Annotated in this window: 21 protein-coding genes; 13 read left to right on the top strand and 8 right to left on the bottom strand. The window is 69.7% G+C overall.

Annotated elements, in window-relative coordinates:
• Positions 1-6: 6 nt before the first annotated feature.
• Positions 7-378, bottom strand: coding sequence for a MerR family DNA-binding transcriptional regulator (locus tag ACIBEJ_RS15680; RefSeq protein ID WP_397183413.1), 372 nt, complete (start codon positions 376-378; stop codon positions 7-9).
• Between the two features lie 101 nt (positions 379-479).
• On the opposite strand from ACIBEJ_RS15680, the gene ahcY reads away from it, so the two are divergent.
• The 3 genes from ahcY to ACIBEJ_RS15665 all read left to right on the top strand — a co-directional run bounded on the left by ahcY (position 480) and on the right by ACIBEJ_RS15665 (position 4,749).
• Positions 480-1,907 carry an adenosylhomocysteinase gene (ahcY, locus tag ACIBEJ_RS15675; protein WP_397183412.1) on the top strand — a complete coding sequence of 476 codons (1,428 nt, stop codon included), beginning with the start codon at positions 480-482 and terminating at the stop codon, positions 1,905-1,907.
• A 157-nt stretch (positions 1,908-2,064) separates the two neighbouring features.
• Positions 2,065-3,291: an adenosylhomocysteinase gene (locus ACIBEJ_RS15670; RefSeq protein WP_397183411.1), complete on the top strand. Its 1,227-nt coding sequence runs from the start codon at positions 2,065-2,067 to the stop codon at positions 3,289-3,291.
• 147 nt (positions 3,292-3,438) lie between these two features.
• Positions 3,439-4,749, top strand: a complete 1,311-nt coding sequence (locus ACIBEJ_RS15665; protein WP_397184312.1) for an LVIVD repeat-containing protein — start codon at positions 3,439-3,441, stop codon at positions 4,747-4,749.
• A 92-nt stretch (positions 4,750-4,841) separates the two neighbouring features.
• Here ACIBEJ_RS15665 and ACIBEJ_RS15660 read toward each other — a convergent pair whose 3' ends face one another.
• A complete protein-coding gene (locus tag ACIBEJ_RS15660) occupies positions 4,842-5,474 on the bottom strand; it encodes a DUF305 domain-containing protein (protein WP_397183410.1) in 633 nt (210 codons plus the stop codon).
• 164 nt (positions 5,475-5,638) lie between these two features.
• Here ACIBEJ_RS15660 and ACIBEJ_RS15655 point away from each other — a divergent pair, with 164 nt between their 5' ends.
• The 3 genes from ACIBEJ_RS15655 to ACIBEJ_RS15645 all read left to right on the top strand — a co-directional run bounded on the left by ACIBEJ_RS15655 (position 5,639) and on the right by ACIBEJ_RS15645 (position 10,162).
• A complete protein-coding gene (locus ACIBEJ_RS15655; RefSeq protein ID WP_397183409.1) occupies positions 5,639-7,051 on the top strand; it encodes an LVIVD repeat-containing protein in 1,413 nt (470 codons plus the stop codon).
• A gap of 22 nt (positions 7,052-7,073) precedes the next feature.
• Positions 7,074-8,462 carry an LVIVD repeat-containing protein gene (locus tag ACIBEJ_RS15650; RefSeq protein WP_397184311.1) on the top strand — a complete coding sequence of 463 codons (1,389 nt, stop codon included), beginning with the start codon at positions 7,074-7,076 and terminating at the stop codon, positions 8,460-8,462.
• Between the two features lie 398 nt (positions 8,463-8,860).
• Positions 8,861-10,162: an LVIVD repeat-containing protein gene (locus ACIBEJ_RS15645; RefSeq protein ID WP_397184310.1), complete on the top strand. Its 1,302-nt coding sequence runs from the start codon at positions 8,861-8,863 to the stop codon at positions 10,160-10,162.
• A gap of 86 nt (positions 10,163-10,248) precedes the next feature.
• Here the strand turns inward: ACIBEJ_RS15645 and ACIBEJ_RS15640 are convergent, their stop codons facing one another.
• The gene (locus ACIBEJ_RS15640; RefSeq protein ID WP_397183408.1) at positions 10,249-11,511 is read right to left on the bottom strand and encodes an RDD family protein; all 1,263 of its coding nucleotides are present in this window, start codon (positions 11,509-11,511) and stop codon (positions 10,249-10,251) included.
• Positions 11,512-11,541: 30 nt separating this feature from the next.
• On the opposite strand from ACIBEJ_RS15640, the gene ACIBEJ_RS15635 reads away from it, so the two are divergent.
• Positions 11,542-12,534 carry a stage II sporulation protein M gene (locus ACIBEJ_RS15635; RefSeq protein WP_397183407.1) on the top strand — a complete coding sequence of 331 codons (993 nt, stop codon included), beginning with the start codon at positions 11,542-11,544 and terminating at the stop codon, positions 12,532-12,534.
• Between the two features lie 18 nt (positions 12,535-12,552).
• Here ACIBEJ_RS15635 and ACIBEJ_RS15630 read toward each other — a convergent pair whose 3' ends face one another.
• The 5 genes from ACIBEJ_RS15630 to ACIBEJ_RS15610 are packed head-to-tail and all read right to left on the bottom strand — an operon-like array spanning position 12,553 to position 17,956.
• Entirely contained in the window at positions 12,553-13,932 is a 1,380-nt protein-coding gene (locus tag ACIBEJ_RS15630; protein ID WP_397183406.1) for a DUF58 domain-containing protein, read from the bottom strand.
• Positions 13,932-14,918: an AAA family ATPase gene (locus ACIBEJ_RS15625; protein WP_397183405.1), complete on the bottom strand. Its 987-nt coding sequence runs from the start codon at positions 14,916-14,918 to the stop codon at positions 13,932-13,934. The genes ACIBEJ_RS15630 and ACIBEJ_RS15625 overlap by 1 nt, the downstream gene beginning before the upstream one ends.
• On the bottom strand, positions 14,908-16,047 hold the full coding sequence (locus ACIBEJ_RS15620; protein WP_397183404.1) for a DUF4350 domain-containing protein: 1,140 nt from the start codon (positions 16,045-16,047) through the stop codon (positions 14,908-14,910). The genes ACIBEJ_RS15625 and ACIBEJ_RS15620 overlap by 11 nt, the downstream gene beginning before the upstream one ends.
• On the bottom strand, positions 16,044-16,649 hold the full coding sequence (locus tag ACIBEJ_RS15615; RefSeq protein ID WP_397183403.1) for a DUF4129 domain-containing protein: 606 nt from the start codon (positions 16,647-16,649) through the stop codon (positions 16,044-16,046). The genes ACIBEJ_RS15620 and ACIBEJ_RS15615 overlap by 4 nt, the downstream gene beginning before the upstream one ends.
• The gene (locus ACIBEJ_RS15610) at positions 16,646-17,956 is read right to left on the bottom strand and encodes a glycerophosphoryl diester phosphodiesterase membrane domain-containing protein (RefSeq protein ID WP_397183402.1); all 1,311 of its coding nucleotides are present in this window, start codon (positions 17,954-17,956) and stop codon (positions 16,646-16,648) included. Before ACIBEJ_RS15610 ends, ACIBEJ_RS15615 begins: the two co-directional genes overlap by 4 nt.
• A gap of 271 nt (positions 17,957-18,227) precedes the next feature.
• On the opposite strand from ACIBEJ_RS15610, the gene mtrA reads away from it, so the two are divergent.
• The 6 genes from mtrA (at position 18,228) to ACIBEJ_RS15580 (ending at position 25,573) form a co-directional block, all read left to right on the top strand.
• Positions 18,228-18,905: an MtrAB system response regulator MtrA gene (gene mtrA, locus ACIBEJ_RS15605; RefSeq protein WP_043620615.1), complete on the top strand. Its 678-nt coding sequence runs from the start codon at positions 18,228-18,230 to the stop codon at positions 18,903-18,905.
• Between the two features lie 19 nt (positions 18,906-18,924).
• Positions 18,925-20,667 (top strand): MtrAB system histidine kinase MtrB, encoded by a 1,743-nt coding sequence (mtrB, locus tag ACIBEJ_RS15600; protein WP_397183401.1) that lies wholly within the window; start codon positions 18,925-18,927, stop codon positions 20,665-20,667.
• Positions 20,657-22,333, top strand: a complete 1,677-nt coding sequence (locus ACIBEJ_RS15595) for an LpqB family beta-propeller domain-containing protein (RefSeq protein ID WP_397183400.1) — start codon at positions 20,657-20,659, stop codon at positions 22,331-22,333. The genes mtrB and ACIBEJ_RS15595 overlap by 11 nt, the downstream gene beginning before the upstream one ends.
• A 112-nt stretch (positions 22,334-22,445) precedes the next feature.
• Entirely contained in the window at positions 22,446-23,225 is a 780-nt protein-coding gene (locus tag ACIBEJ_RS15590; protein WP_397183399.1) for a ComF family protein, read from the top strand.
• Between the two features lie 609 nt (positions 23,226-23,834).
• Positions 23,835-24,497, top strand: coding sequence for a ribosome hibernation-promoting factor, HPF/YfiA family (gene hpf, locus ACIBEJ_RS15585; RefSeq protein ID WP_397183398.1), 663 nt, complete (start codon positions 23,835-23,837; stop codon positions 24,495-24,497).
• Positions 24,498-24,871: 374 nt separating this feature from the next.
• Positions 24,872-25,573, top strand: a complete 702-nt coding sequence (locus ACIBEJ_RS15580; protein WP_397183397.1) for a response regulator — start codon at positions 24,872-24,874, stop codon at positions 25,571-25,573.
• The last annotated feature ends 251 nt before the right edge of the window (positions 25,574-25,824 follow it).

Raw genomic sequence — 25,824 nt, 5'->3', positions numbered from 1 at the left:
CCCGTGTTAGCGATCACCTTTCCTCGGGTTGGATGCGGGGGCCTGCCCGGAAGTTCGCAGAAGCCGCAGCGCCTTCTCCTTCTCGAAGTCGAGGGCGCGGCGCGGAGCCTGGAGCCGGCCGATGCGGATGCCCAGCTCACGTACGGCCTGGGCCACGGCGGGCTCGCTCAGCACGCGCAGCGCGAAGGCCAGCTCCGCCGGGGAGACGTCGAAGCGCCGCTCCAGCTCGACGCCCTGGGCGACGGCCTGGAGTTCTTCCTCGCCGAAGCGGCGGTGGGCGCCCTGCTCGCGTACCGGGGGCAGAAGGCCCAGCGCTTCGCGGTATCTGAGCATTCTGGGCGACATTCCGAGCCGCTTCGCAGCCTCCGTAATCCGCATCCTTACATTCTTACGTCAGATTCGGGGTCTCTGAGTCGCGACCGGCTTCACCTGGTGCCTAAACTCGACGGCGACAACTTCGTGACACGAGGGGAACCCAGATGGACTTCAAGGTCGCCGACCTTTCGCTGGCCGAGTTCGGCCGCAAGGAGATCCGGCTCGCCGAGCACGAGATGCCCGGGCTCATGGCGGTACGCAAGGAGTACGCGGCCTCCCAGCCCCTGCGCGGCGCGAAGATCATGGGCTCGCTGCACATGACGATCCAGACCGCCGTGCTCATCGAGACGCTGGTCGCGCTGGGCGCCGAGGTCCGCTGGGTGAGCTGCAACATCTTCTCCACCCAGGACCACGCCGCCGCCGCGGTCGTCGTGGGCCCCGAGGGCACCGTGGACGACCCCAAGGGTGTGCCGGTCTTCGCCTGGAAGGGCGAGACGCTGGAGGAGTACTGGTGGTGCACCGACCAGGCCCTCGCCTGGCCGGGCGGTGACGGCCCCAACATGATCCTGGACGACGGCGGCGACGCCACGCTGCTGGTCCACCGGGGCGCCGAGTACGAGAAGGCCGGCGCCGTGCCCTCCGCCACCGAGAACGACCCGGAGGAGTGGCACGTCATCATCGACCTGCTCAAGCGCACGGTCGGCGACGAGAAGCGCTGGACCAAGACCGCCGAGCGGATCAAGGGCGTCACCGAGGAGACGACGACCGGCGTCCACCGCCTGTACGAGATGTTCAAGAACGGCACGCTGCTGTTCCCGGCCATCAACGTCAACGACTCGGTCACCAAGTCGAAGTTCGACAACAAGTACGGCTGCCGCCACTCCGTGCTCGACGGCCTCAACCGCGCCACCGACGTGCTGATCGGCGGCAAGGTCGCGGTCATCTGCGGCTACGGCGACGTCGGCAAGGGCTGCGCCGAGGCGCTCAAGGGTCAGGGCGCCCGCGTCATCGTCACCGAGATCGACCCGATCTGCGCCCTCCAGGCGGCCATGGACGGCTTCCAGGTCACCACACTGGACGAGGTCGTCGGCATCGCGGACATCTTCGTGACCACGACCGGCAACTTCGACATCATCCGCGCCGACCATATGGCGAAGATGAAGCACCAGGCGATCGTCTCCAACATCGGCCACTTCGACAACGAGATCGACATGGCCGGTCTCGCCAAGACCGAGGGCATCGTCCGCAACAACATCAAGCCCCAGGTCGACGAGTGGATCTTCCCCGACGGCCACAGCATCATCGTGCTGGCCGAGGGCCGCCTGATGAACCTCGGCTGCGCCACCGGCCACCCGAGCTTCGTCATGTCGAACTCCTTCACCAACCAGGTGATCGCGCAGATCGAGCTCTTCACCAAGACCGAGGAGTACCCGATCGGGGTCTACGTGCTGCCCAAGCACCTGGACGAGAAGGTCGCCCGCCTCCACCTCGACGCGCTCGGCGTCAAGCTCACCACGCTCACCAAGGAGCAGGCCGAGTACATCGGCGTCGACGTCGAAGGCCCCTACAAGCCCGACCACTATCGGTACTGATTTCCGTTACGGCGTAGCCGCCCCCACGCCACCCGCCGACCCCGGCGGGCGCCGATCGTGGGGGTCGCTTCTCACGTCGGACGTGGTACTCGCCGTCACGGCGCCCCCTTGACCGCCTGGGTGGTCTTGGGGGCGCCGCCGTACATGGGAGATGTCGATGGATCTGGGGGAGCGGCGGATCAGTTGGGCGGCTCGGGCCATGCCCGTGCTGACCGCCATCGGGGCGCGCTTCGACGATGAGAAGCCGCTTTCCGGGTTGACCATCGCGGCCTGTCTGCATGTGACCGCCGAGACCGCTGTGCTCATGGGGGCGTTGCGGGCTGGGGGTGCTCGGATCGCCCTTGCCGCCTCCAATCCGCTGTCCACTCAGGATGACGTGGCCGAGGCGCTGGCCGGGTATGACATTTCCGTTTATGCGCGGGCTGGGGTGGATCTTGGGACCTACTACCGGCATATTCATCAAGCGCTGGACATCTCGCCGGATCTGGTGCTCGATGATGGGTGTGATCTTGTCAACATCCTGCACACCGAGCGGACCGACCTGCTGTCCCGGGTGTCCGGGGGGTGTGAGGAGACCACCACCGGGGTGATCCGGCTCCGGCAGATGGCCGCCGAGGGAGCTTTGCGGTTTCCCGTCGTCGCGGTCAACGACACGCGGACCAAGCGGATGTTCGACAACCGGTACGGCACCGGGCAGTCCACGCTCGACGGGATCATCCGCGCCACCAACACCATGCTGGCCGGGAAGACCGTGGTCGTGGCCGGGTTCGGCTACTGCGGGCGCGGTGTGGCCGAGCGGGCCAAGGGGCTCGGGGCGCGGGTCGTCGTCACCGAGGTGGATCCGGTCAAGGCGCTGGACGCCACGCTCCAGGGCTATGAGGTCATGGGGATGGGGCGGGCGGCCGAGGACGGCGACGTGTTCATCACCGTCACCGGCAACCGGGACGTGATCAGGGGCGAGCATCTCGCGGTCATGAAGGACGGCGCGATCCTGGCCAACGCCGGGCACTTCGACGTGGAGATCGACGTGCGGGCGCTCGACGCGCTCGGTGTGGAGGTCCACCGGGGCGTACGGCCCAGCACCGACGAGTACGTGCTGGCCGACGGGCGCCGCCTGCTGCTGCTGGCCGAGGGGCGGCTGGTCAACCTGACGGCGGCCGAGGGGCATCCCGCGGCGGTCATGGACCTGTCGTTCTCCGCCGAGGCGCTGGCCGTGGCGTGGCTGGCCAAGGAGCGGGCCGGGCTGGCTCCCGGCGTCTACGACGTACCGGGGGAGATCGACGTGGAGGTCGCGCGGCTCAAGCTGGCCGCGACCGGGGTGGAGATCGACACGCTCACCGCCGAGCAGGAGGAGTACCTGCACTCGTGGCGCTACGGCTCCTGATGTGTGACAGAAAGCGGACAAACCCCAGTTCGATCACGAGATAGGCGGATAATTCGGGGCACTTCCATCCGTAGGAGGCCTCCGGTGAGAATCACCGCCTTACCCTCCCGCCTGGCTGCCCTTGCAGCCCTGGCTTTGGCCACCGTCATGGCCGGGACGCCCGCGTACGCCGCCGACGACGTCGTCAAAAGCGACAACATCCGCCTGGAAGCGCACCTCGGCCTCGCGCCGGGTGCGGCCGTCAACAGTGACCTCGCCTTCCAGGGGGACTACGCCTATGTCGGCAACTTCAACGGGTTCTCCATCTACAACATCAGGAATCCGAAGTCGCCTCAGCTCGTCAGCTCGGTGAGCTGCCCCGGCGGCCAGATGGACGTGACGATCCTGGGCAACCTCCTGGTCACCTCCGTCGACGCCTCCCGCAACAACGACTCCTGCCAGAGCACCTCGCAGAGCGCGACGGTCAAGGAGTCGTGGGAGGGCATCCGGATCTTCGACGTCAGCGACAAGACCAACCCCAGGTACGTCAAGTCGGTCGAGACGAACTGCGGCTCGCACACGCACACCCTCGTGCCCGCCAAGGGACGCGACGCGAAGAAGTTCTTCTACGTCTACGTCTCCTCGTACCAGCCCGCGGACAACTTCCCCGACTGCCAGCCGCCGCACGACAAGATCTCGATCGTGAAGGTGCCGATCGCGAACCCGGCCGCGGCCGCGCTGGTCGCCACCCCGGTCGTCTTCCCCGACGGCGGCAACGAGACGCAGCCTGGCCTGCTGCTGCCCACCTCCGGCTGCCACGACATCACCGTCTACGCCGAGAAGGACATCGCGGCCGGAGCCTGCATGGGCGATGGCGTGATCTTCGACATCCGCGACCGGGAACGGCCACGGATCAAGGCGAGGACGACCGACCCGAACTTCGCGTTCTGGCACTCGGCCACGTTCAACAACGACGGTGACAAGGTCGTCTTCACCGACGAGCTCGGCGGCGGCACCGCGCCCATGTGCACCGCCGCGCAGGGCCCGCACCTCGGCGCCGACGCCATCTACGAGATCCGCGGACACCGCCTCGTCTTCAAGAGCTACTACAAGATCTCCCGCCTGCAGACCAACCAGGAGAACTGCGTCGCCCACAACGGCTCGCTGCTGCCGGTGAAGGGCCGCGACATCATGGTCCAGGCGTGGTACCAGGGCGGCCTGTCGGTGTGGGACTTCACCGACTCCTCGCGGCCCAGGGAGATCGCCTTCTACGACCAGGGCCCGGTCGACCCGTCGCAGCTCGTGCTGGGCGGCTACTGGTCCACGTACTACTACAACGGCTACATCTACGGCAGCGAGATCGCCCGCGGCTTCGACGTGCTCAAGGTCGACGACCGGCGGACGAACTCGGCCAACCGCGTCCGGGTGCCCCTGCTCAACGCCCAGACCCAGGCCCGCTATCCCGAGCGCGGCTGGTAAGGACCCTTCCCCCGGGTACGGCCCGCGGCCCGGCGGGCCGTACCCCCTGGGGGGTTTCCAGGGTTCGGCCTGGATCCGCTGCATCCGGGCTTCTAGAGCTCGGCCTGGATCCGCTGCATGCGGCGGATCTCGGCCGCCTGGGTGACGCCCACGTCGTTGGCCAGTTCCTCGACCCTGATGTGCGAACCGTCCTTGAGCACCTGCTTGGTCATCGTGAGCGCGCCCAGGTGGTGCTGGATCATCAGGTCGAGGAAGAGCTTGTCGAACGCCTTGCCGGTGGCGGCCTTCAGCGACTCCATCTGCTCCGGCGTGGCCATGCCGGGCATGGCCTGGTGCTGGGCGTGGTGCTCGGGCACCTTCTGGCTCTGCTCCTGGAGCCAGGTGGTCATGTACTGGATCTCGGGGCCCTGGGCGTCCTTGATGCGCGAGGCGAGCGACTTGACCTTGGGCGCCTCGGCGCGGTTCGGGGCGAGTACCGACATGTCCAGCGCCTGGCGGTGATGGATGATCATGTCCTGCATGAACTTGATGTCCCCGGCGTTGGCCGTCGGGGACGGCACCGCCGTGACGGCCTCGGAGGGCGACAGCGTCCTGGCTTCCTCGCCGGGCCGGCCGGGCGCGATGACGGGAGCCGTGGAGTCGGCGCGAGGGGGTGTGTCCTTCTCGCTGCTGCAACCGGCGAGGGCGACGACCGCGCCCATGACGACGATGAGCGCGACGCGCAACTGGCCTCCCTGACTACCCCATGCCGTGAATGCGCACTCTAGACGACGACCGCGCCGGGTGGAAGACGGCAAATTGCTACAAACTTTGACAGCTTGCGCGCTGGCCTTCTGACCCTTTTCGTACGAAAATTTCTTCATTTATGCCCCCTTTATAGGAGGACTAGGTGTTATCCCCCCGCAGGGCCCTCATCGTGATCGGCGCCGCTCTTGCCCTGGTTGGAGGTGTCCTGCCCGCTCAGGCGGCCGACATCCCCGCTCCGGGCGAAGTGGTCATGAGCGACAACATGCGGCAGGTCACCAACGTGCCGAAGCCCGCCGCACTGGCGGACATCAACACCGACATGGCCTTCCAGGACAACTACGCCTACGTCGGCAACTACTACGGCTTCTCCATCTACGACATCCGGCGTCCCTCGCGGACGTCGCTGGTCAGCACCGTGATCTGTCCGGGCGGCCAGATGGACGTCTCGGTCTACGGCGACCTGCTCTTCGCCGCCGTGGACTCCTCCCGCAACAACGACTCCTGCAACAGCACCTCGCAGAGTGCGACGATCAAGGAGTCCTGGGAGGGCATCCGGATCTTCGACATCAGCGACAAGCGCAACCCGCGCTACATCAAGTCGGTCGAGACCAACTGCGGCTCGCACACGCTGAGCCTCGTGCCCGGCAAGGGCCACGACCGCCGGCGCAACCTCTACGTGTACGTCTCGTCCTACAGCCCCAGGGCCGAGTACCCCGACTGCCAGCTTCCGCACGACAAGATCTCGATCGTCAAGGTGCCGCTGCGTAACCCGAGCGCCGCCGCGGTCGCCGCCACGCCCGTGCTCTTCCCCGACGGCGGCAACCCCGGCGTCCCGCTGCCCTACCCGGACGGCAAGTCCGCCACCACCGGCTGCCACGACATCACCGTCTACGCCGAGAAGGACATCGCCGCCGGCGCCTGCATGGGCGAGGGCATCCTGATGGACATCTCCGACCGCCTCAACCCCAAGGTCACCGCCACCGTCCGGGACGACGTCAACTTCGCGTTCTGGCACTCGGCGACCTTCAACAACCGCGGCAACAAGGTCGTCTTCACCGACGAGCTCGGCGGCGGCAGCGCGGCCACCTGCAACACCATCATCGGCCCGAACCGCGGCGCCAACGCCTACTACGACATCGTCCGCGGCCAGTTGCAGTTCCGCAGCTACTTCAAGATCCCGCGGCCGCAGGCCGACACCGAGAACTGCGTCGCCCACAACGGCTCGCTCATCCCGGTCAAGGGCAAGGACATCATGGTCCAAGCCTGGTACCAGGGCGGCATCTCGATCGTCGACTTCACCGACTCGGCCCGCCCGAAGGAGATCGGCTGGTACGAGCGCGGCCCCGACAACACCGCTCCGGCCCTGGCCGGCGGCCACTGGTCGGCCTACTACTACAACGGCCACATCTACGGCTCCGACTTCAACCTCGGACTCGACGTGCTGAGCATCGACGACCGTCGTACCGACCGGGCCAAGCACGTGCGCCTCGACAGCCTCAACCCGCAGACCCAGACCTCCTACCCGGACCGTGGCCACGGCCACGACCACGACTGACCAGAAGGATCCTCTCTTGCTGTTGTCCAAGCCCCGGCGGTTACTCGTCGCGGTCGGTGCCGCCGTCGCCCTCGCGGCGACGGCGCTGCCCACGGTCGCGCTCGCCAATGACATCCCACCGGTCGACACGGTGGTGACCAGCCCGAACGTCTCGCACGTCCTGACGGTGCCCAAGCCGGCCCCGATCGCCGCCACCATCAACACCGACATCGCCTTCCAGGGCAACTACGCCTACGTCGGCAACTACGGCGGTTTCTCCATCTACGACATCAGCAACCCGAAGCAGACCAAGGTCGTCAGCTCCGTGGTCTGCCCCGGCGCGCAGATGGACGTCTCCGTCTACGGCGACCTGCTCTTCGCCGCCGTCGACTCCTCCCGCAACAACGACTCCTGCAGCAGCACCGGCCAGAGCGCCACGATCAAGGAATCGTGGGAGGGCGTCCGCATCTTCGACGTCAGCGACAAGGCCAACCCCAAGTACATCAAGTCGGTCGAGACGAACTGCGGCTCGCACACGCTGACCCTGGTGCCGGGCAAGGGCCACGACCGCCGGCGCAACGTCTACGTCTACGTGTCGTCGTACCTGCCCGCGGACAACTTCCCCGACTGCGGGACGCCGCACGACAAGATCTCGATCATCAAGGTCCCGCTGCGCGAGCCGACGGCCGCGTACGTGGCCGCGACGCCGGTCGTCTTCCCCGACGGCGGCAACGAGACCCAGCCCGGCCTGCTGGTGCCCACCAGCGGCTGCCACGACATCACCGTCTACGCCGAGAAGGACACCGCGGCCGGCGCGTGCATGGGTGACGGCGTGCTGTTCGACATCCGCGACCGGCTCAACCCGAAGGTGACCGCAAGGACCACCGACCCGAACTTCGCGTTCTGGCACTCGGCGACGTTCACCAACGATGGCAAGAAGGTCGTCTTCACCGACGAGCTCGGCGGCGGCGGCGCGGCCACCTGCAACGAGGCGACCGGCCCGAACCGCGGGGCCAACGCCTACTACGACATTCGCAGGGGACAGCTCAAGTTCCGCAGCTACTTCAAAATCCCGCGCCACCAGGCCGACAGCGAGAACTGCGTGGCCCACAACGGCTCGCTCATCCCGGTCAAGGGCAAGGACATCATGGTCCAGGCCTGGTACCAGGGCGGCGTGTCGTTCGTGGACTTCACGGACATCTCGCGGCCGCGTGAGTTCGGCTACTTCGAGCGCGGCCCGGCCAGCCAGGGCGGCGGCGGCATCTGGTCGGCGTACTACTACAACGGGTACGTCTACGCCGCCGACTTCCACAACGGTCTCGACGTGCTCAAGATCAACGACCCCCTGGTCCGCGGCGCCGACCGCGTCCGCACCGACCGCCTCAACGTCCAAACCCAGGAGTCCTACCGCGAGTGGGGCTGGCCCCACTAGCCCAACTCGGCTGGTTTCGGCCTCGACACCTCATCCTTGAGCGCTCGCCCCCACGCCCTTCGTGGGGGCGAGCGCCCTTCTCTTTATCTGCTTCTCGTCCCGCTCTTTTCTGCTTCTCGTCCCGCTTCGCCCTGCTCTGCTCGGCTTCGTGCGGCGCGCTCTGCGAGCGCTTTTCCCCTCTGTCTGCTGTGTGTGTGGGGGCGTGCGCCTGCGCTCCCGATCCATCCCGTACGGCAAGCCGTCCCACCGCCACCCGCCGCCGTGCGCGGGCGCCGATCGTGGGGGTCGCTTCTCACGTCGGACGGGGTCGCGCGCCGTCACGGTCAAGATTGCTGACATAGTGGGACAACAGGTGATCAGGGGAGGTCTGTGTGGTTTCCAGAGTCGGCAGGGTGTTGATGTCAGCGGTCGCCGGACTGGCCCTGCTGGGGGCCGTACCCGTCCAGGCGGCTGAGAAGCCCGAGGCGAGCGCCAACGTCAAGCACCTGGCCAACGTGCCCAAGCAGGCCCCCTTCGCCACCGAGGACGCCTACAACACCGACCTCGCCTTCCAGGGGCGGTACGCGTACCAGGGGAACTACAACGGGTTCACCGTCTACGACATCGGGGATCCCGCCAAGCCGCGGATACTCAGCCGGGTGTCCTGTCCCGGGGCGCAGAACGACGTGTCCGTTCTCGGGAAGCTGCTGTTCCTTTCCGTGGACGAGTCGCGTTCCGGGGAGTCGTGTTCCAGTGACTATGGCTCGCCCACGGACAAGAAGTCCTGGGAGGGCGTCCGGATCTTCGACATCAGCGACAAGTCTCGGCCCAAGTACCTCAAGGCCGTGAAGACGGCCTGTGGGTCCCACACGCACACGCTGGTGCCGGACAAGAAGGGCAAGGCGGCCTACCTCTACGTCTCCTCCTATGGGCCCGGTGACATCCTCGCCGGGTGCAAGCCGCCGCACGACAAGATCTCCATCGTCAAGGTGCCGCTGGACAAGCCGGCCGCCGCCAAGGTCGTCGCCACGCCCGTGCTCTTCCCCGAGCAGTCCGGCGGGCCCACCACCTCCGGCTGCCACGACATCACCGTCTACCCCGCGAAGGACCTCGCCGCCGGAGCCTGCATGGGCGACGGGGTGCTGCTGGACATCGCCGACCGGGAGAAGCCCAAGGTCACCACCCGCGTCACCGACGGGAACTTCGCCTTCTGGCACTCGGCCACGTTCAACAACGCGGGCACCAGAGTCATCTTCACCGACGAGCTCGGCGGGGGCGCCATGGGCGTCTGCGACAAGTCCACCGGGCCCGAGCGGGGCGCCGACGCCGTCTACGACATCTCCGGCAGCACACTCGTCAAGCGGGGGTACTTCAAGATCCCCCGGGTCCAGGACAAGCGCCAGAACTGCGTCGCCCACAACGGCTCGCTCCTCCCGGTCAAGGGCAAGGACATCATGGTCCAGGCGTGGTACCAGGGCGGCGTGTCGTTCGTCGACTTCACCGACCCGGACAAGCCACAGGAGATCGGGTACTTCGAGCGCCCGCCGTACCAGGGCAGGGACATCGCCGGGTCCTGGTCGGCCTACTACTACAACGGGCACGTCTACAGCAGCGACATCCAGAAGGGGCTGGACGTGCTCCGCATCGACGACCCACGCACCGACCCGGCCAAGAAGGTCACCCTCAAGATCCTCAACACCCAGACCCAGTACGGCTACTGAGCCCGCGCGGCGCTAGACGTTCATGGGCAGGCAGGGCTGCCCCGGGCGGGCGGAAGCCGTCGAGCGGGGGCGTGCTCGGGCTTGCCCTAGGCGGGCGGTGCGAAGCCGCCCGGCGTGACCGGAGGCTCCTCCGGCGCGGGGCGCCGGTCCGGCATCTGCCCCTGGGCGCCGGGAATGGGGTGCGTCACGGGGTGCTGAGGGGCCTGGTAGCCGGGTCCCGGCGGTGGTTCCGGGAGGGTGGGGCCGGGGTGCCATCCGGTCACCGGCTGAGCCGCCTGCTGCGCGGGCACCGGCTGCCCCGGCAGGGCCCACGGGCTCGGCGAAGGCGGCGGCGGGTAAGAGCCGGCCTGCTGCCAAGGCTGGGGCGGCGGCGCGGGCTGGGGGTGTGGAACACCGGGAGGCGCTGCCATGGTCTGGGGGTGAGGGACACCGGGAGGTGCTGGCATGGTCTGGGGGTGAGGGACACCGGGGGGCGCTGGCATGGCCTGGGGGTGAGGAATCACCTGGGGGTGAGGGACGGCGGGTGGCGTGGGCTGGGGGTGGAAGGCACCGGGGGGCTGGGGAGGGACCTGGGGCTGGGGCCAAGGAGACGGGGTGTGGCGGGTCTGGCGGGCCAGCCGTACCTCCTCTCGGCGGCGGCGCTCGGCCAGGACGGCGCTCAGGTACGCGTGCGGCGGCACACCACCCGGAGCGGCCGGCGAGACGTAGGAGGCGACCTGGTGGGCGATGCGCATGCCCATCTCGTGCTGTACGGCGGGGGCGAGGTCGTAGTAGCGGGTCAGGTACTGGCGGGCGGCGGCGGCCACCTCGTCGGGCAACTGTGACAGCTCCAGCGTCGTCGCCCAGGCGGCCAGCCGGGGCGGCATCACGATCGCCTGCGAGTTGTCCCGAGGCGCGCGCTCCGAGATCACGATCGTCCCGGCGAACACGTCACCGAGCCGCTTGCCCCGCTGCGAGATCAGCGACGAGATCAGCGCCGGCGCCCCGGAGAACATCCAGAACTCCATGACGCCCGCCAGCCCCCGCATCAACGCCTGACGGAAGCGCTCAGGACTGCCGTCGTCGCCCACGACCCGCAGGCCGAGCGCCATCTTGCCCAGGCTGCGCCCGCGGGTGACGGTCTCGAAGAGCACGGGGTAGCCGACCATCACCAGCACGACCATGACGATGTTGGCCGCGGCGAACAACGCGGAGTCGCTGATGCCCGCGAAGTTGATCAGCAGGACGGCGAAACCGATCATCAGAGTGGCCTGGACCAGCATGTCGAGCAGGACCGCGGCGGCGCGGGAGGGCATCTGCGCCACGCGTACTTCGACGACGACGGCGTCTCCCGTCACAACCTCGGACATACCGGGAGCCTAGTCGGTGACAATGGTCGGGTGGATATCGACGCGTTCATCGCCGCACACCGTCCCACCTGGGATCGGCTGGAGCATCTGGTCAAGCACCGCGGCCGGCTGACCGGGGCGGAGGTCGACGAGCTCGTCGAGCTGTACCAGCGGGTGTCGACGCACCTGTCCATCGTCCGCTCGGCCTCGACCGACGCGATGCTGGCCGGGCGGCTGTCGGCCCTGGTGGCGCGGGCGCGCTCGGCGGTGACGGGGGCGCACGTGCCGGCGTGGCGGGAGTTCGCGCGCTTCTTCACGGTGTCCTTCCCCGTGGTGGCCTATCGGGCGCGGTGGTGGTGGCTGGGCGCTACGGTGGCGTTCGTCGCCGTGGCGTGGGTGATGGGCGCGTGGGTGGCGGGCGACCCGGAGGTGCAGCGCGCGATCGCCACCCCGGAGGAGATCACCCAGTTGGTGGAGCACGACTTCGCCGACTACTACTCCGAGAACCCGGCCGCCTCCTTCGCCAGCCGGGTGTGGATCAACAACGCGTGGGTGGCCGCGCTCATGCTGATCGGGGCCATCTTCATGGGCCTGCCGATCCCGTACTTCCTGTTCCAGAACGCCGTCAACGTGGCCGTCTCCGGCGGGCTCATGGCCTCCAGGGGCAAGCTGGACATCTTCTTCGGCCTGATCACCCCGCACGGCCTGCTGGAGCTGACGGCGGTCTTCCTGGCCGCGGCGGTGGGACTGAAACTGGGCTGGACGGTGATCGACCCAGGCCCCAGACGGCGCTCGGAGGCGCTGGCCGAGCAGGGCAGGGCGGTGATGAGCGTGGCGATGGGCCTGGTGGTGGTGCTGTTCGTGTCCGGCCTCATCGAGGCGTTCGTCACCCCGTCCGGGCTGCCCACCTGGGCCCGCATCGCCATCGGGGTGCTCGCGGAGGCCGCCTTCCTGGCCTACGTGATCTTCTACGGCCGGCGGGCGGTGCGCGCCCAGGAGACCGGCGACCTGGAACGCGCCCCCGACCTGGCCCCGACGGCCTGACGAGCCAGGACTGAGGGATCAGAGGCGCCCGGCGGCCTTCAGGGCCAGGTACGCGTCGGCGAGGGCCGGGGCGATGTCCTCCGGGGCGGCGTCCACGACCTCGACCCCGTGGCGGCGCAGCCGGGCGGTGATCCGGCGGCGTTCGATGCGGGTGTACTCGGCCGCCGCCGCGTCGTACACCTCCTCGGCCGTGCCCTTGCGCGCGGCCATGTCGGCCACCGCGGGGTCGGACACGCCCGCCACCAGCACCAGGTGGCGCGAGGACAACTGCGGCAGCACCGGCATCAGGCCCTCGTCCAGCGCCGAGGCGTTGAGGTCGGTCAGCAGGACCACCAGGCAGCGGCGCTTCGCGCGCGACAGGATGTTGGCCACCATGCCGGGGGAGTCGGCCTCGATGAGCTCCGCCTCGATGGGGGCCATGGCGTTGACGAGCGCCGTGAGCAGTTCCGTGCGGGAGGCGCCGGAGACCCAGGCGCGCACCGCGCGGTCGTAGGCCAGGAAGTCGACGCGGTCGCCGGCGCGGGCGGCCAGGGCGGCCAGCAGCAGCGCGGCGTCCATCGACCAGTCCAGGCGCGGCCAGCCGGGGACGGGGCGGGCCACGTCGGAGGGGGCGAGCGACTCCAGCGAGGCCCTGCCGGTGTCGCCGGTCAGCGGGACCGGGGCGGCGCCCACGCGGCCGGCGGAGGTGCGGCCGGTGTCCAGGACGATGAGGACCCGGCGGTCGCGTTCCGGACGCCACGTGCGGACCACCACGTCGTGGCGGCGGGCGCTGGCCCGCCAGTCGATCGAGCGCACGTCGTCGCCGACCACGTACTCGCGCAGCGAGTCGAACTCGGTGCCCTGGCCGCGTACCAGCGCCGGGTGCTGGCCTTCCAGCTCGCGCAGCTTGGCCAGGCGCGAGGGCAGGTGCTTGCGGGAGAGGAACGGCGGCAGCACGCGTACCGACCAGGGGGCGCTGTGGGCGCCCTGCCTGGCGGCCAGGCCCAGCGGGCCCACCGAGCGGACGGTCACCGAGGCGGAGGCCCGGTCGCCGCGGCGGGTCGGGGTCAGCGTCACCACCAGGCGGCGGCGCTCGCCGGCCGGCACGTCCAGCCGCAGCTCGCGCGGCGCGGCTCCGGCCGAGGGGGGCCAGGCGTCCCTGAGCACGCCCTGGACCCTGCGGGTGCCGGGGTTCTCCACGACCAGCTCGACGGTGCCGGACTGGCCGAGCCGTACCAGATTGTCGCCTGAGCGGTGGAAGCGCAGCGGGCGCACGGAGCCCGCGAACACCAGGTCCACGGTGATCGCGGCGGCCAGCACGAGCAGCCAGCCGAGCAGCGCGAACCCGGGCTCGGGCGCGATCAGCACCACCACGATCCCCACCGCCGCGACCAGCGCGGCCCGCCCCGTGAGCGCCATCAGCGTGGGACCGGGACCGAGGCCAGAATGCCGTCGAGCAGGCCGTCGGCGGTCGCGCCCTCCAGCTCGGCCTCCGGCCTGAGCTGGATGCGGTGCCGCAGCGCCGGACGGGCCAGCGCCTTGACGTCGTCGGGAGTGACGTACGGCCGGCCGGACAGCCACGCCCACGCCCGCGAGGCCGCCAGCAGCGCGGTGGCGCCACGCGGCGAGACGCCGAGCTGCAGCGACGGCGAGTTACGGGTGGCGCGGCAGACGTCGACGATGTAGCCGAGCACCTCGGGCGCCACGTGCACCTTGGCGACGGCCTCACGGCCCGCGGCGAGGTCCTCGGCGGTGGCGACCGGCTTGACCTCCGACAGGTCGCGCGGGTCGAAGCCGCCCGCGTGGCGCTGGAGCACCGCGATCTCCTGCTCGCGCGGCGGCAGCGGCACGGTCAGCTTGAGCAGGAACCGGTCGAGCTGGGCCTCGGGAAGCTGATAGGTGCCCTCGTACTCGACGGGGTTCTGGGTGGCGCACACCACGAACGGGTCGGGCAGCTTGCGCGCGGCGCCCTCGACGCTGACCTGCCGCTCCTCCATGGCCTCCAGCAGCGCGGCCTGCGTCTTGGGCGGCGTGCGGTTGATCTCGTCGGCGAGCATGAGGTTGGTGAAGACGGGTCCCTCGCGGAACTCGAACTCGGCGGTCTTCGCGTCGTAGATCAGCGACCCGGTCACGTCGCCCGGCATCAGGTCGGGGGTGAACTGCACCCGCTTGAAGTCCAGCGAGAGCGCCGCAGACAGCGTGCGCACCATCAGGGTCTTGGCCACGCCCGGCACGCCTTCGAGCAGCACGTGCCCCCGGCACAGCAGCGCGATGACCAGCCCCGTCACCACCGCGTCCTGGCCGACCACGACCTTGGACACCTCGGCACGCAGCGCGCCCAGCGCTTCCTTGGCCGAGTCGCCCCGGGCGGCGGCGGCGACGCGCGTCGTCTCCTCAGTGTTCACGGACGATCCTTTCGATGAAGTCCAAGTATCCGGCCAGGGCGACGAGCCCGGCGTCGTCGGCGGGCGGCGGGCCGTACAGCGCGCCGCCGATCTGCTGCGCGTCCTGTCCCGTCCGTACGGCGAGCGCCGCCACGACCTCGTGCTGACCGGCGCCGGGCGCGAGCCCGACCCGCGGCGTCAGCCGGTCGACGGTCCCGGCCCTGAGCACGGCGGCGGCCCGCTCCCTGGCCCGCCTGGCCCGGTAGAGGCGGCCCCTGCCCTCGACGGTCTCGGCGGCCCGCACCACGACGGGCAGCTTCTCCGCGACGACCGGCCCGAGCCTGCGCCCGCGCCAGAAGGCGGCCACGAGCACGGCCAGGCACGCGGCGACCACCGCCCACGGGACGCTGGGGGGAACCAGCTCGCCCAGCGACTTGCCGCCGACCCCGGCCAGGTCGCCGGCCGGCGGCAGTGCGGGGCGCACCAGCCAGGTGACGGCCGGTTTGGTCCCGAGCAGGTTGAGCGCGAGGGCGGCGTTGCCGTCCTCGGCCAGGTGCTTGTTGGTCATGAAGCTGCCGTCGCCGAGCACGGTGACCGTGCCGCCCTCGCCCGGAACCTGGACCAGCGCCGACCCCTCGGGCCCGGGGTAGCAGCCGTTGGCGCCCCTGAACAGGTCGCCGCCCAGGTAGGCGCTGCCCGCGGCGCGCGCGGCCGGCAGGCCGCACTCGGGCTCCCTGGAACGCACGCGGGCCGGCTCGTACGCGGGCGTGACGCCAGGAGCCAGCACGTCGCGCCCGTCCAGGTCGCCGACGATCACGCGGTCGCCCTTGATCTGCGCGAGCCGGTCGAGCTGCTGCCAGTCGAAGGAGGCGGTGTGGGTGACCAGCAGGAGCCTGCCGTCCCCCTTGGCGATGGCGGCGTCGACCGAGTCGACCCTGTCGACGGTGACGCCGCGCTCGCGCAGCAGCTCGGCCAGCGCCTTCGAACCCTCCAGCGAGGTGTCGGCGGGGTCGAGGCGGCGCGGCTCGCGGGTGCCCGGCGCGAGGGCCACGCCGATGACGGCGACCAGCACGATGAGCGCCCCGAGGGCGATCCAGAACCGGCCGGCCCGCCACGCCGAACCCGTGGTGGGCGAGGTGCTCACGCTCATGCCAGCACCGGCTTCGCCGCCTGGAGCCGCTGGTCCAGTGAGGTCATCGCCTGATAGGCGTCCGGGGTGCCCGGCACGCCGCCGTAGGTGACGTCGTCGAAGGAGCGGGCCGCCGCGGCCAGCTCGCCGGCGAACGCGGGCAGCGCCGCTCCGGCCTCGGCCGCCAGCTCGTCCGCGGTACGGCCGGGCATGCCGTTCACCAGCGCGCGCTCCTCCAGGTCGCGGGCGATGGCGCGCAGGCGTTCCTGCTGTGCCTCGCTCCAGCGCTGCTCGGCGGCCAGCCGCTCGGCCAGCGCGCGGTGCTCGGCGGCGGTCAGCGTGCGCTCGTCGAAGACGAGGCCGGAGGCGTCGGCGTTGCGCCTGGTCGTCTTGCGCAGCCGCCAGACGACCAGCGCGGCGACGCCGAGGATGATCAGCCCGATGAGGATCGCCGCGACGACGCCGCCGATGGGGCCGCCGCCCGTCGCGGCGTCCAGCAGGTCGCCGATGAACTGGTCGACCGCGCGGGTGATGCGGGCGACCAGCCCCTCCTTCTCGTACTCGGGCCTGAGCAGCTCCTCCGCGGCGCGTCGCTGCGCCTCGTCCCGGCCTATCGGTGTCACGACCGGGCGGCGTTCGACGGGTGCCAGAGCTCGTCGGCGGAGGAGTGCACCCACCCCTGTCGCTGCTGCTCGATCGCCGCGGTCTGCAGGACCAGGTCGAAGGCCTCGCTGCGCATCCGGCGGTCGGCGTAGAGCAGGCCGGCGACCGCCGCCTGGAACGGATAGACGATCATCGCCGCCAGCGTGGAGCCGATCGCGAGCAGGACGGCGCTGAGGGCGATCACGCCGACGCCGTCGGAGCCGGTCACGCCCAGCAGCGACGAGGCCAGGGAGAACGGCACGCTCAGCACGCTGCTGACCAGGTAGGCCAGGATCCCGGTCAGGAGCAGGATGCCGAGCACGCGCCAGAAGTCGCCGGAGACCAGCCGCCACGAGCGCTTCATGGCCTCGACCGGGCCGCGGCCCTCCAGCACCACGATGGGCGCGGCGAAGGCGAACCTGGTGTTGAAGAACAGCGCGTACACGGCGTAGAGCAGGATCATCAGCAGGCCCAGCCCGATCAGGCCGAACGCGTCCTGCGGGGAGCTGGTGTTGGCCACGAGGAGCGCGAAGAGGCCCACGATCGGCACGACCGGCGCCAGCATCACCAGCCCGACCAGCACCACGACGCCGAACAGCGCCCCGATCCTGCCCTTGACCAGGTTCCACGCCTCGCCGGGCGTGATCTTGCCGCCGAAGACCGAGCGGCCGAGGATGCGGGTCAGGATGCCGGTGAGCACCGTGGTCACGACGAAGCTGACGACCAGCGAGATGAGGATGCCGCTGTAGCCGGCGACGAGAGTGGTGATCACCCCGCCGCTGCTGACGCTCTCCGGGTCGCGGCTGAGCGAGGTCACCTGGCCGTTCAGCACCGCGGTGGCGATCGCCACGGGCACCGCGGCGAGGGCCGCGCCCAGGGCCGAGATGCCGAGGATGGCCTTCGGGTTGGAGCGGATGAACTTGATCGAGCCGTCGAGGATGTCGCCGAGCCCCAGCGGGCGCAGCGGGATGATGCCGGGCCTCAGGTGCTGTGGCGGCGGCTGGTGACCGTACTGCTGGCCGTACTGCTGGCCGTGCTGCTGGTGGCCGTATCCGGGCGGCGGCGGCAGCGTCTGGTGCGGCTGCGCTCCGTGCGGGGGCGGGGGAGGCTGTTGCCGCGCGCCGTAGGGCGGGGGCGGGGGCGGCTGGTCACCGTACGGCTGGCCGTAGGAGACCGGCTGCGGCCCGGAACCGGGCGCGGTCCATGGGGAAGCCGGCGGAGCGCCGTAGGGTGGGGGCTGGTCGGCCGACCATCCTGGTGGCCTCTCGGGCGAAGGACCGTCTGACATATCCCAATCCTGGCATGGTGGGCGACTCATTGGGGTCACGCGGTCGTTTCGCGCGACTGAACTACCCCTGCATTCCAGGGTGTTTCCGGCCCGAGCTGAACTTCAGGGATGGCCGAAAGTCGGCTGGTTACCGCAGACTGAGAAGGTGGACGCCGCTGCAAGTCTAAAATTCGGCTTTTGAAGTGCTGGAGTCACACCCATGAGCTGGGCAAGGGTAACCTACAGCAACCATGCGGGTATGTCCCACAATGCGTAGAACGAATGAGGGGCCATGAAAGGTCGCGTGCTGGTCGTCGACGACGACGCCGCTCTCGCCGAGATGCTTGGCATCGTGTTGCGCGGAGAAGGCTTCGAACCATCCTTTGTCTCCGACGGCGACAAGGCCCTCGACGCGTTCCGGGATACACGCCCGGACCTGGTTCTGCTCGACCTGATGCTGCCGGGGGCGGATGGCATCGACGTCGCGCGCAGGATCAGGGCGGAGTCGGGGGTTCCGATCGTGATGCTCACCGCCAAGAGCGACACGATCGACGTCGTGCTCGGACTCGAGTCCGGGGCCGACGACTACATCGTCAAGCCGTTCAAGCCGAAGGAACTCGTGGCTCGGGTGCGGGCGCGGCTGCGCCGTACCGACGAGCCGACGCCCGAGATCCTGCAGATCGGCGACATCACCATCGACGTGGCGGGCCACTCCGTCAAGCGCGGCGAGGAGACCATCAACCTCACCCCGCTGGAGTTCGACCTGCTCGTCGCGCTGGCTCGCAAGCCGCGCCAGGTCTTCACCCGTGAGGTCCTGCTGGAGCAGGTCTGGGGCTACCGGCACGCGGCCGACACCCGTCTGGTCAACGTGCACGTCCAGCGGCTGCGGGCCAAGATCGAGAAGGACCCCGAGCACCCGGAGATCGTGGTGACGGTGCGCGGCGTGGGATACAAGGCCGGGCCGGCCTAGCGCCGGACCACTGCGAGCCATGCCCCCGACGACGAAGAAGGCCGGTCGCCGCCGCCGTACGCTCCGCCAGATCCTCGGCGGCGTACGGCGGCGGACCCGGCGCGCGGTGGGCACGGTCAGACGCGTCTGGCGCCGCTCCCTCCAGCTCCAGGTGGTCACCAGCACGCTGGTGATCTCCATTACGGTCGTGGCGGTGCTGGGCGCCTTCCTGTTCCAGGAGATCAACGACAGCGTCATCGACGGACGCGCCCGCGCGGCGATGAACGAGGCGCTCAGCGACCGCACCCAGATCGTGGCCGCGCTCACCCAGAAGCAGCCGGATGACGCCAAGGCCGACGAAGCGGGCAAGAAGCAGCCGCCCGACCCGCTCGACCAGGTGCTCAACGCCATCGCCGGCGTCAGCGAGAACGCCCCGCGCCTGCGCTACGACCTGCTCGTCCTCAACCCGCACCAGCCCGGCAGGTCCCGCGCCATCGGCAACGTCGAGCCCGCCGACATCCCGGTCCCGCTGCGCGAGCTGCTCGACCGCGAGGTCAAGCGCCAGCGCTTCGACACGCCCCAGTCGTGGCTGACCACCATCCCGGTGAAGGGCGAGTCGCGCCCCACCCTGGCCACCGGCGTCGTCATCAGCGTCCCCGACGGGACCGGCTTCCAGAACTACCAGATCTACCACTTCTTCCCGCTCACGCAGGAAGGGGAGATGCTCACGTCCGTGCGCCAGTTGCTGGTCGTCGTGGGCGTCGGCCTGGTGCTCCTGCTTGCCGCCATCGCCTACCTGGTCGCCCGTCAGGTCGTCACTCCGGTACGGCTGGCCCGCCAGGCCGCCGAACGCCTGGCCTCGGGCAAGCTCGACGAACGGCTCAAGGTGCGCGGCGAGGACGACCTGGCCCGCCTGGCCACCTCCTTCAACGAGATGGCCGCCAACCTCGCGCTGAAGATCCACCAGTTGGAGGAGCTGTCGCAGGTCCAGCGGCAGTTCGTCTCCGACGTCTCGCACGAGCTGCGCACCCCGCTGACCACCGTGCGCATGGCCGCCGACCTGCTCTACGACGCCCGCGAGGACTTCGACCCGATGGCCTCGCGCTCGGCCGAGCTCATGCAGGCGCAGCTCGAACGCTTCGAGTCGATGCTGGCCGACCTGCTGGAGATCAGCCGCTACGACGCCGGAGCGGCCACGCTCGACCTCGACTCCACCGACGTGCGCGACGTCGTCCTGCGCGCCATCGCCGACTCCGAGGCGCTGGCCGAGCGTCACTCCACCCGCTTCGAGCTGCGGCTGCCCAACGAGCCCTGCATGGCCGAGATCGACAGCCGCCGGGTCGAGCGGATCCTGCGCAACCTGCTGTTCAACGCCATCGAGCACGGCGAGGGCAAGGAGATCGTGGTGTCGGTGGGGGGCGACAGGGACGCGGTGGCGGTCGCCGTACGTGATCATGGGGTTGGTCTGAAGCCCGGCGAGGACAACATGGTCTTCGACCGCTTCTGGCGGGCCGACCCCTCACGGGCCAGGACCATCGGCGGCACCGGGCTCGGCCTGGCCATCTCGCGCGAGGACGCCACGCTGCACGGCGGCTGGCTGCAGGCGTGGGGACAGCCCGGCGACGGCTCGCAGTTCCGCCTGACGCTGCCCAGGGCGGCGGGGTCCGACCTGAAGGGCTCGCCGCTGTCGCTGGTGCCGCCCGAGGTCGAGATGCGGCGCACCTGGCGCGGGCACATGACTCCGGTGCTCACCGCGGCCACGGGAGACGTCCATGACGAGTAGCAGGCGGATCCTCGCCGCGGTGCTCACGCTGGCGTTCGTGCTGTCGTGCGGGTGCGCGGTCATCCCGGTCGGCAGCCCCACCGCGCCCGAGGAGGTCGCGGGCGCGGACCTGACCAAGCCGTTCGTACGCCTGATCGTCTCCCCGCCCGAGAACGACTGGACTCCCCAGGACGTCGTCAAGGGGATGCTCGCCGCCATGGCCGCCTATCCCGACGACCCGACGACGCTGCTGCAGTACATGACGCAGAAGGCGCGCAACGCGTGGCGGCCGGTGGGGCCGATCACCGTGATCGACGAGGCCGACGTCAAGGAGGGCAACGGGCTGGTCAAGGTCACCGGCAACCAGATCGCGCGCATCGAGGACGACGACCGGTACGTGTCCGACGGGCGGACCTTCAACGGCGAGTACATCCTCAAGAAGGAGTCGGGCGGCTGGCGCGTGGACGGGCTGGACAACGGGCTGGTGATGCGGGCCGCCGACGTCGACCGGGCCTACCGGCCCACGCTGCTCTACTACCTCAACGGGGCGCCCGCGCCCGACGGGCTGCTGGTCTCCGACGCGGTCCACCTGCGGCTCAAGCCGGGTGAGACCCTGGCCGAGACGATCATCGAGCGGCTGCTCAAGGGGCCCAGCAGCGCGCTGCGCGGCGCCGTGGCCACCGCGCTGACCGGCAACGTCGCCGTGGACACCATCACCGCCACCGACGACAAGGTCGTCATCGGGCTCAGCGGCGCGCCCGCCCTGGCCGACACCGACGGCTTCAAGGCCCAGCTCCGGGCCAGCCTGGAGAAGGTCACCGCGGCGCCGACCATCGACATCACGCACAACGGCGAGCCGTACATCCTGGGGATCAACGCCGACGCCGCCCAGTCCTGGTACCCGTCCATGAAGAGCCCCGCCTACTACACCACCGGCGGCGCGGTGCACTTCACCAGCACCGACGGCGCGGGCAACGCGGTCAACGGCGAGGCGGGCAAGCCCAACGGCTACACCGGCCAGGCCCTGTCCAAAGACGGCGACGAGGTCGCGGCGGTGGGCGCCGACGGCATCTACGTCGCGCCGGTCAACCCGGCGGGGAAGTGGGCGCGGGTCATGGAGGGGCGGCTCACCGCGCCGTCCTGGCATCGCGACGGGTCGTTGTGGGCGTTCGAGAAGAGCACGGGGGCGGTGCTGCGCCGCGACCACCGCGCGGCGCCCACCCGGGTGGCCGCGCCCGACCTCGACGGCAAGGACGTCACCGACCTGCGGATCTCGCGGGACGGCGTGCGGGTGGCCGCCGGTGTGGGTGACAGGGAAGTCCGGGTGGGGGCCATCACCGGGGGCAGCCTGGGGCTGATGCTCGGCAACTTCCAGCCGATGCTCACCGTGCGGCAGGGGGAGAGCGTCAAGGACATCGCCTGGCGGGATGGGGAGCATCTGCTCGTGCTGGTGTCGGGCAAGGCCGGGCAGACGCTCATGGAGATCGACGTCGGGGACGGGGAGACGACGACGGTGACCTCCGACAAGCGGCTCGACTCGATCGCGGCGCTGGGGCCGCAGATTCTGGCCGGGACGCTGGACGAGACCACAGGTGGCGAGGCGGAGATTCTGGCCTTCAAGGACCAGCAGGGGTGGGTCACCCGGGTCAAGGAAGCCTCCCAGGAGCCGATCTTCCCCCTGGGGTGAGCCCCGCCTGTGGTGCGGCCGGTGGAGTGGGCTTGCGCTCGGTGTCGTGTGTCTCGACGGGGTGAGCCCGTCTGCGGTGCGGCCCGCGGAGTGGGCTTGCCGAAAACTGTCGGTGACGATCGGCATGCTGTCCGTCATGTTCGCTGCGTTGCTCGACGTGCTGGCGCCTCAGGTCTGCCTGGGATGCGGTCTGGCCCATATGGGGCGGGTGTGTGACGGCTGCCTGGCCGGGTGGGTTGGGTCGGTGGCCTCGCGGATGCCGGTTCCGGTGCCTGACGGGCTGCCCCGGTGCTGGTCGGCGGGTGACTACTCGGGGTCGCTGCGGGAGGCGATCCTGGCCTACAAGGAGCGTGGGCAGACCGGGCTGGCGGTGCCGCTGGGGGACGTGCTGGCGTACACGGCGTTGACGGCCCTGGCGGCGTTGGGTGGGCGAGCCGGGCCGTCCGGGCGGCTCTTGGCGGGTGGGTGGGGTGGGACTTTCGGGCGGGATCGTGGCGTTGTGGTGGTGCCGGTGCCGAGTGCGGGGCGGGCCGTGCGGGGGCGTGGGCATGATCCGGTGGGGCGGCTGGGGGAGCTGGCCGCTGCCCGGATGCGGGCCGTGGGGGTGGGGGCGGTGCTGGTTCCCGGGCTGGCGCAGGCGCGGCGCGTTGCCGATCAGGCGGGCCTGAGCGCCACGGAGCGGGCCGACAATCTCCGGTCGTCTCTCAGGGTTACCGATCGGCTGCGAGGCGCTCCAGGGGCCTCTGCGGTCCTTGTGGACGACATCGTGACGACCGGCGCCACCCTCGCCGAGGCCGCGCGGGCGCTGCGGGCGGCGGGATGGGACGTGGTGGCGGCCGTGACGCTCGCCGCGACACGCCGAAGATCTTGCAACGCTTTACCGTCACGCTAGGTGAGAATGACGGTCTGTGGCCAGTCTCACCTCAGGGCCACATATCCCTTGCCTGGTCCACGCGCCGTGGCAGCTCACCCCTCTAGAGAGGCCCGTCCATAAGGGATACGGCCCCACCAAAAGGGGCATCCCACGCCTCATGTAAGACGAGAGAAAATCACGGAAAGTGATCCTTTGACCGATCCTCCGGCTGACATTCCTTCCCGATGCGGATAGCGTTCTGACATGGCACCCGTTCGGGTCCGTGGTTGCGCAGGGCCGGGGCTCCCGGCTCTGCTAGCCGATGCCAGCCGCAGGCTAAACGGTCCACGTAAGGCGACTCTTTGTCGACCGATCACGGTGCGGCTTAGGGGTAAGTCCTGCCTTCCCGAGGGTCCAGATGTCCCTCGTCAGGAGAGAAGGGCAGTAGTGGCAGCAGAGCTGCGAAATCCTCAGCAGGCGAATGTGGGGTCGAAGACCAGGTCGGCCGGGCGGGTGCCATACACCGAGTTCCCGGTAATGAAACGTCGGAAGAGGGTAACGGTGACAGAAAGGCAGACAGAAGACCCCACCCGGCAGGCTCGTCGTCGGGTGCTCTTTCTCAGTCGTTAGACGAAGGGGGGCTGTTGCATGGACATCATCGTCAAGGGTCGGCACACAGGAGTGAGTGACCGGTTCCGCGACTTGGTGACGACCAAGCTGGCCAGGATCGAGCGTCTGGACAACAAGCTCATTCGAGTCGATGTGGAGGTGTCGAAGGAGCGCAATCCGCGCATCACCGACCAGCGTGAGCGCGTCGAGCTGACCATTCACTCCCGAGGCCCGGCGATTCGCGCCGAGGCGTCGGCCGACGACCGATTCGCCGCCCTCGACATCGCCCTCGACAAACTGGAAGGCCGCCTCAGGAGGCTGGCCGACCGCCGCAAGGTCCACCACGGCAACCACGCCATCCCCTCGGTGGCGGAGCTGACCGCGCCCCTCGGCGACGTCGCGGAAACGGCGCCGCGCAAGGCCAAGGTGGTCCCCGAGCAGGCAGAACCCGAAGAGGACAACCTGCCTGACGACAAGCAGTACGACGACATCGTCCCCATCGAGATGGACGGCGACGGGCCGCTCATCGTCAGGGAGAAGAGCCACAAAGCGGAACCCATGACCATCGACCAGGCCCTCCTCGAGATGGAACTGGTCGGCCACGACTTCTATCTGTTCCGTGACAAGGAGAGCGGTCAGCCGAGCGTCGTGTACAACCGGCGCGGCTACAACTACGGCGTGTTGAGGCTCATCGAGCCCTGATCGCCGGTCCAGAAGATCTTCTCGACCACCCTAGGACCGCGGCACCCGTGCCATCATTGGCGGTTCAACGGCTCTGGCCCCCCACGAGGAGGAGACGTGAGCGAGCGAAGCGTTCGCGGTTGCGAACTCCAAGCCCTCCGGCGAGGAGTTCCCATCGGCGAGCCCACGCGAAGCGACGACCACACCGTCGCGCGGCCGATCAGGGAGGCCGTGTGATCGAGCGGATCAAGGACAGCGGCGCCGTGCGTGACATCCCGCGCGGCGCCGGTCACGGACGGATCAGGCCGCAGGCGGCGGTCGCGGAGCCGAAGGAGGCTCCGTGACCATGCGGGGCAGGCGAGGACACTCGGCCGACGAGCGGCTGAGGGGGCTCCGTGACTGACAGCGGCGAGACCCCCACGCCGGAGCGAGACGAGCCCATCCGCGTGCTGATCGTGGACGATCACGAGCTGATCAGGCGCAGTCTCGCGCTGGCACTGGCCGCTGAGGCCGACATCGAGGTGGTCGGAGAGGCGAGCGACGGTCAGGAGGCGGTCGAGATGGCCGACCGCCTCATGCCCGACGTCGCGCTCATGGACGTGCGGATGCCGCGCCAGGACGGGATCGAGGCCACCAAGGGCATCAAGGCCTCGGTCCCGAGCACGCGCATCATCATGCTGACCGTGAGCGACGAGGAAGAGGACCTCTTCGAGGCCATCAAGGCCGGAGCCACCGGCTACCTGCTGAAGGACGTCCAGATCAACGACGTGCCCGACGCCGTGCGCGGGGTGTACGAGGGCCAGTCCCTCATCAACCCCGCCATGGCCGCCAAGCTCATCACCGAGTTCGCCAACATGAGCCGCAAGGAGGCCGAACGCCCACCCCAGCTCCCCGTCCCGCGCCTGACCGAGCGCGAGATGGAGGTGCTACGCCTGGTGGCCAAGGGCATGAACAACCGGGAGATCGCCAAGCAGCTCTTCATCTCCGAGAACACGGTGAAGAACCACGTCCGCAACATCCTGGACAAGCTGCAACTGCACTCACGCATGGAGGCCGTGGTCTACGCGGTCCGCGAGCGCATGCTCGAAATAACCTGACCCGCCCCGCCCTCCCAAGCCACCACCCCAGGGGATCGCCCCACCAGGACCGCGATCCCCTCACCCGCCGTGCCCCTCCCCGGCCCTTACCCTTGCGGTCCTCACCCGCGCGCCTTCCCCGGCCTGCGACCCCTTCCGTGTGCCCGCGTTCCTGCCCCAAGCCTGCCCGGTCCCTCAGTCGCGTCGCCCGCTGGGCCGCAGGCCCGCGAACCCCTAAGTGGCGGGCCCTCCTCACCTCCTGGGTCCAGGCA

The organism is Nonomuraea sp. NPDC050790, from assembly GCF_044456745.1.
In the GTDB taxonomy this organism is placed as follows: Bacteria; Actinomycetota; Actinomycetes; order Streptosporangiales; family Streptosporangiaceae; genus Nonomuraea.
Note: the sequence above shows the minus strand (reverse complement) of the source record. Positions and strands in the feature narration are given on the sequence as shown.

Bases quoted from the DNA above. Each gene is read 5' to 3' on its own strand.
- ACIBEJ_RS15680 (WP_397183413.1), bottom strand. From the start codon at position 378: ATGCGGATTACGGAGGCTGCGAAGCGGCTCGGAATGTCGCCCAGAATG.
- ahcY (WP_397183412.1), top strand. From the start codon at position 480: ATGGACTTCAAGGTCGCCGACCTTTCGCTGGCCGAGTTCGGCCGCAAG.
- ACIBEJ_RS15670 (WP_397183411.1), top strand. From the start codon at position 2,065: ATGGATCTGGGGGAGCGGCGGATCAGTTGGGCGGCTCGGGCCATGCCC.
- ACIBEJ_RS15665 (WP_397184312.1), top strand. From the start codon at position 3,439: ATGGCCGGGACGCCCGCGTACGCCGCCGACGACGTCGTCAAAAGCGAC.
- ACIBEJ_RS15645 (WP_397184310.1), top strand. From the start codon at position 8,861: ATGTCAGCGGTCGCCGGACTGGCCCTGCTGGGGGCCGTACCCGTCCAG.
- ACIBEJ_RS15640 (WP_397183408.1), bottom strand. From the start codon at position 11,511: ATGTCCGAGGTTGTGACGGGAGACGCCGTCGTCGTCGAAGTACGCGTG.
- ACIBEJ_RS15630 (WP_397183406.1), bottom strand. From the start codon at position 13,932: ATGGCGCTCACGGGGCGGGCCGCGCTGGTCGCGGCGGTGGGGATCGTG.
- ACIBEJ_RS15620 (WP_397183404.1), bottom strand. From the start codon at position 16,047: ATGAGCGTGAGCACCTCGCCCACCACGGGTTCGGCGTGGCGGGCCGGC.
- ACIBEJ_RS15610 (WP_397183402.1), bottom strand. From the start codon at position 17,956: ATGTCAGACGGTCCTTCGCCCGAGAGGCCACCAGGATGGTCGGCCGAC.
- mtrA (WP_043620615.1), top strand. From the start codon at position 18,228: ATGAAAGGTCGCGTGCTGGTCGTCGACGACGACGCCGCTCTCGCCGAG.
- mtrB (WP_397183401.1), top strand. From the start codon at position 18,925: ATGCCCCCGACGACGAAGAAGGCCGGTCGCCGCCGCCGTACGCTCCGC.
- ACIBEJ_RS15595 (WP_397183400.1), top strand. From the start codon at position 20,657: ATGACGAGTAGCAGGCGGATCCTCGCCGCGGTGCTCACGCTGGCGTTC.
- hpf (WP_397183398.1), top strand. From the start codon at position 23,835: ATGGACATCATCGTCAAGGGTCGGCACACAGGAGTGAGTGACCGGTTC.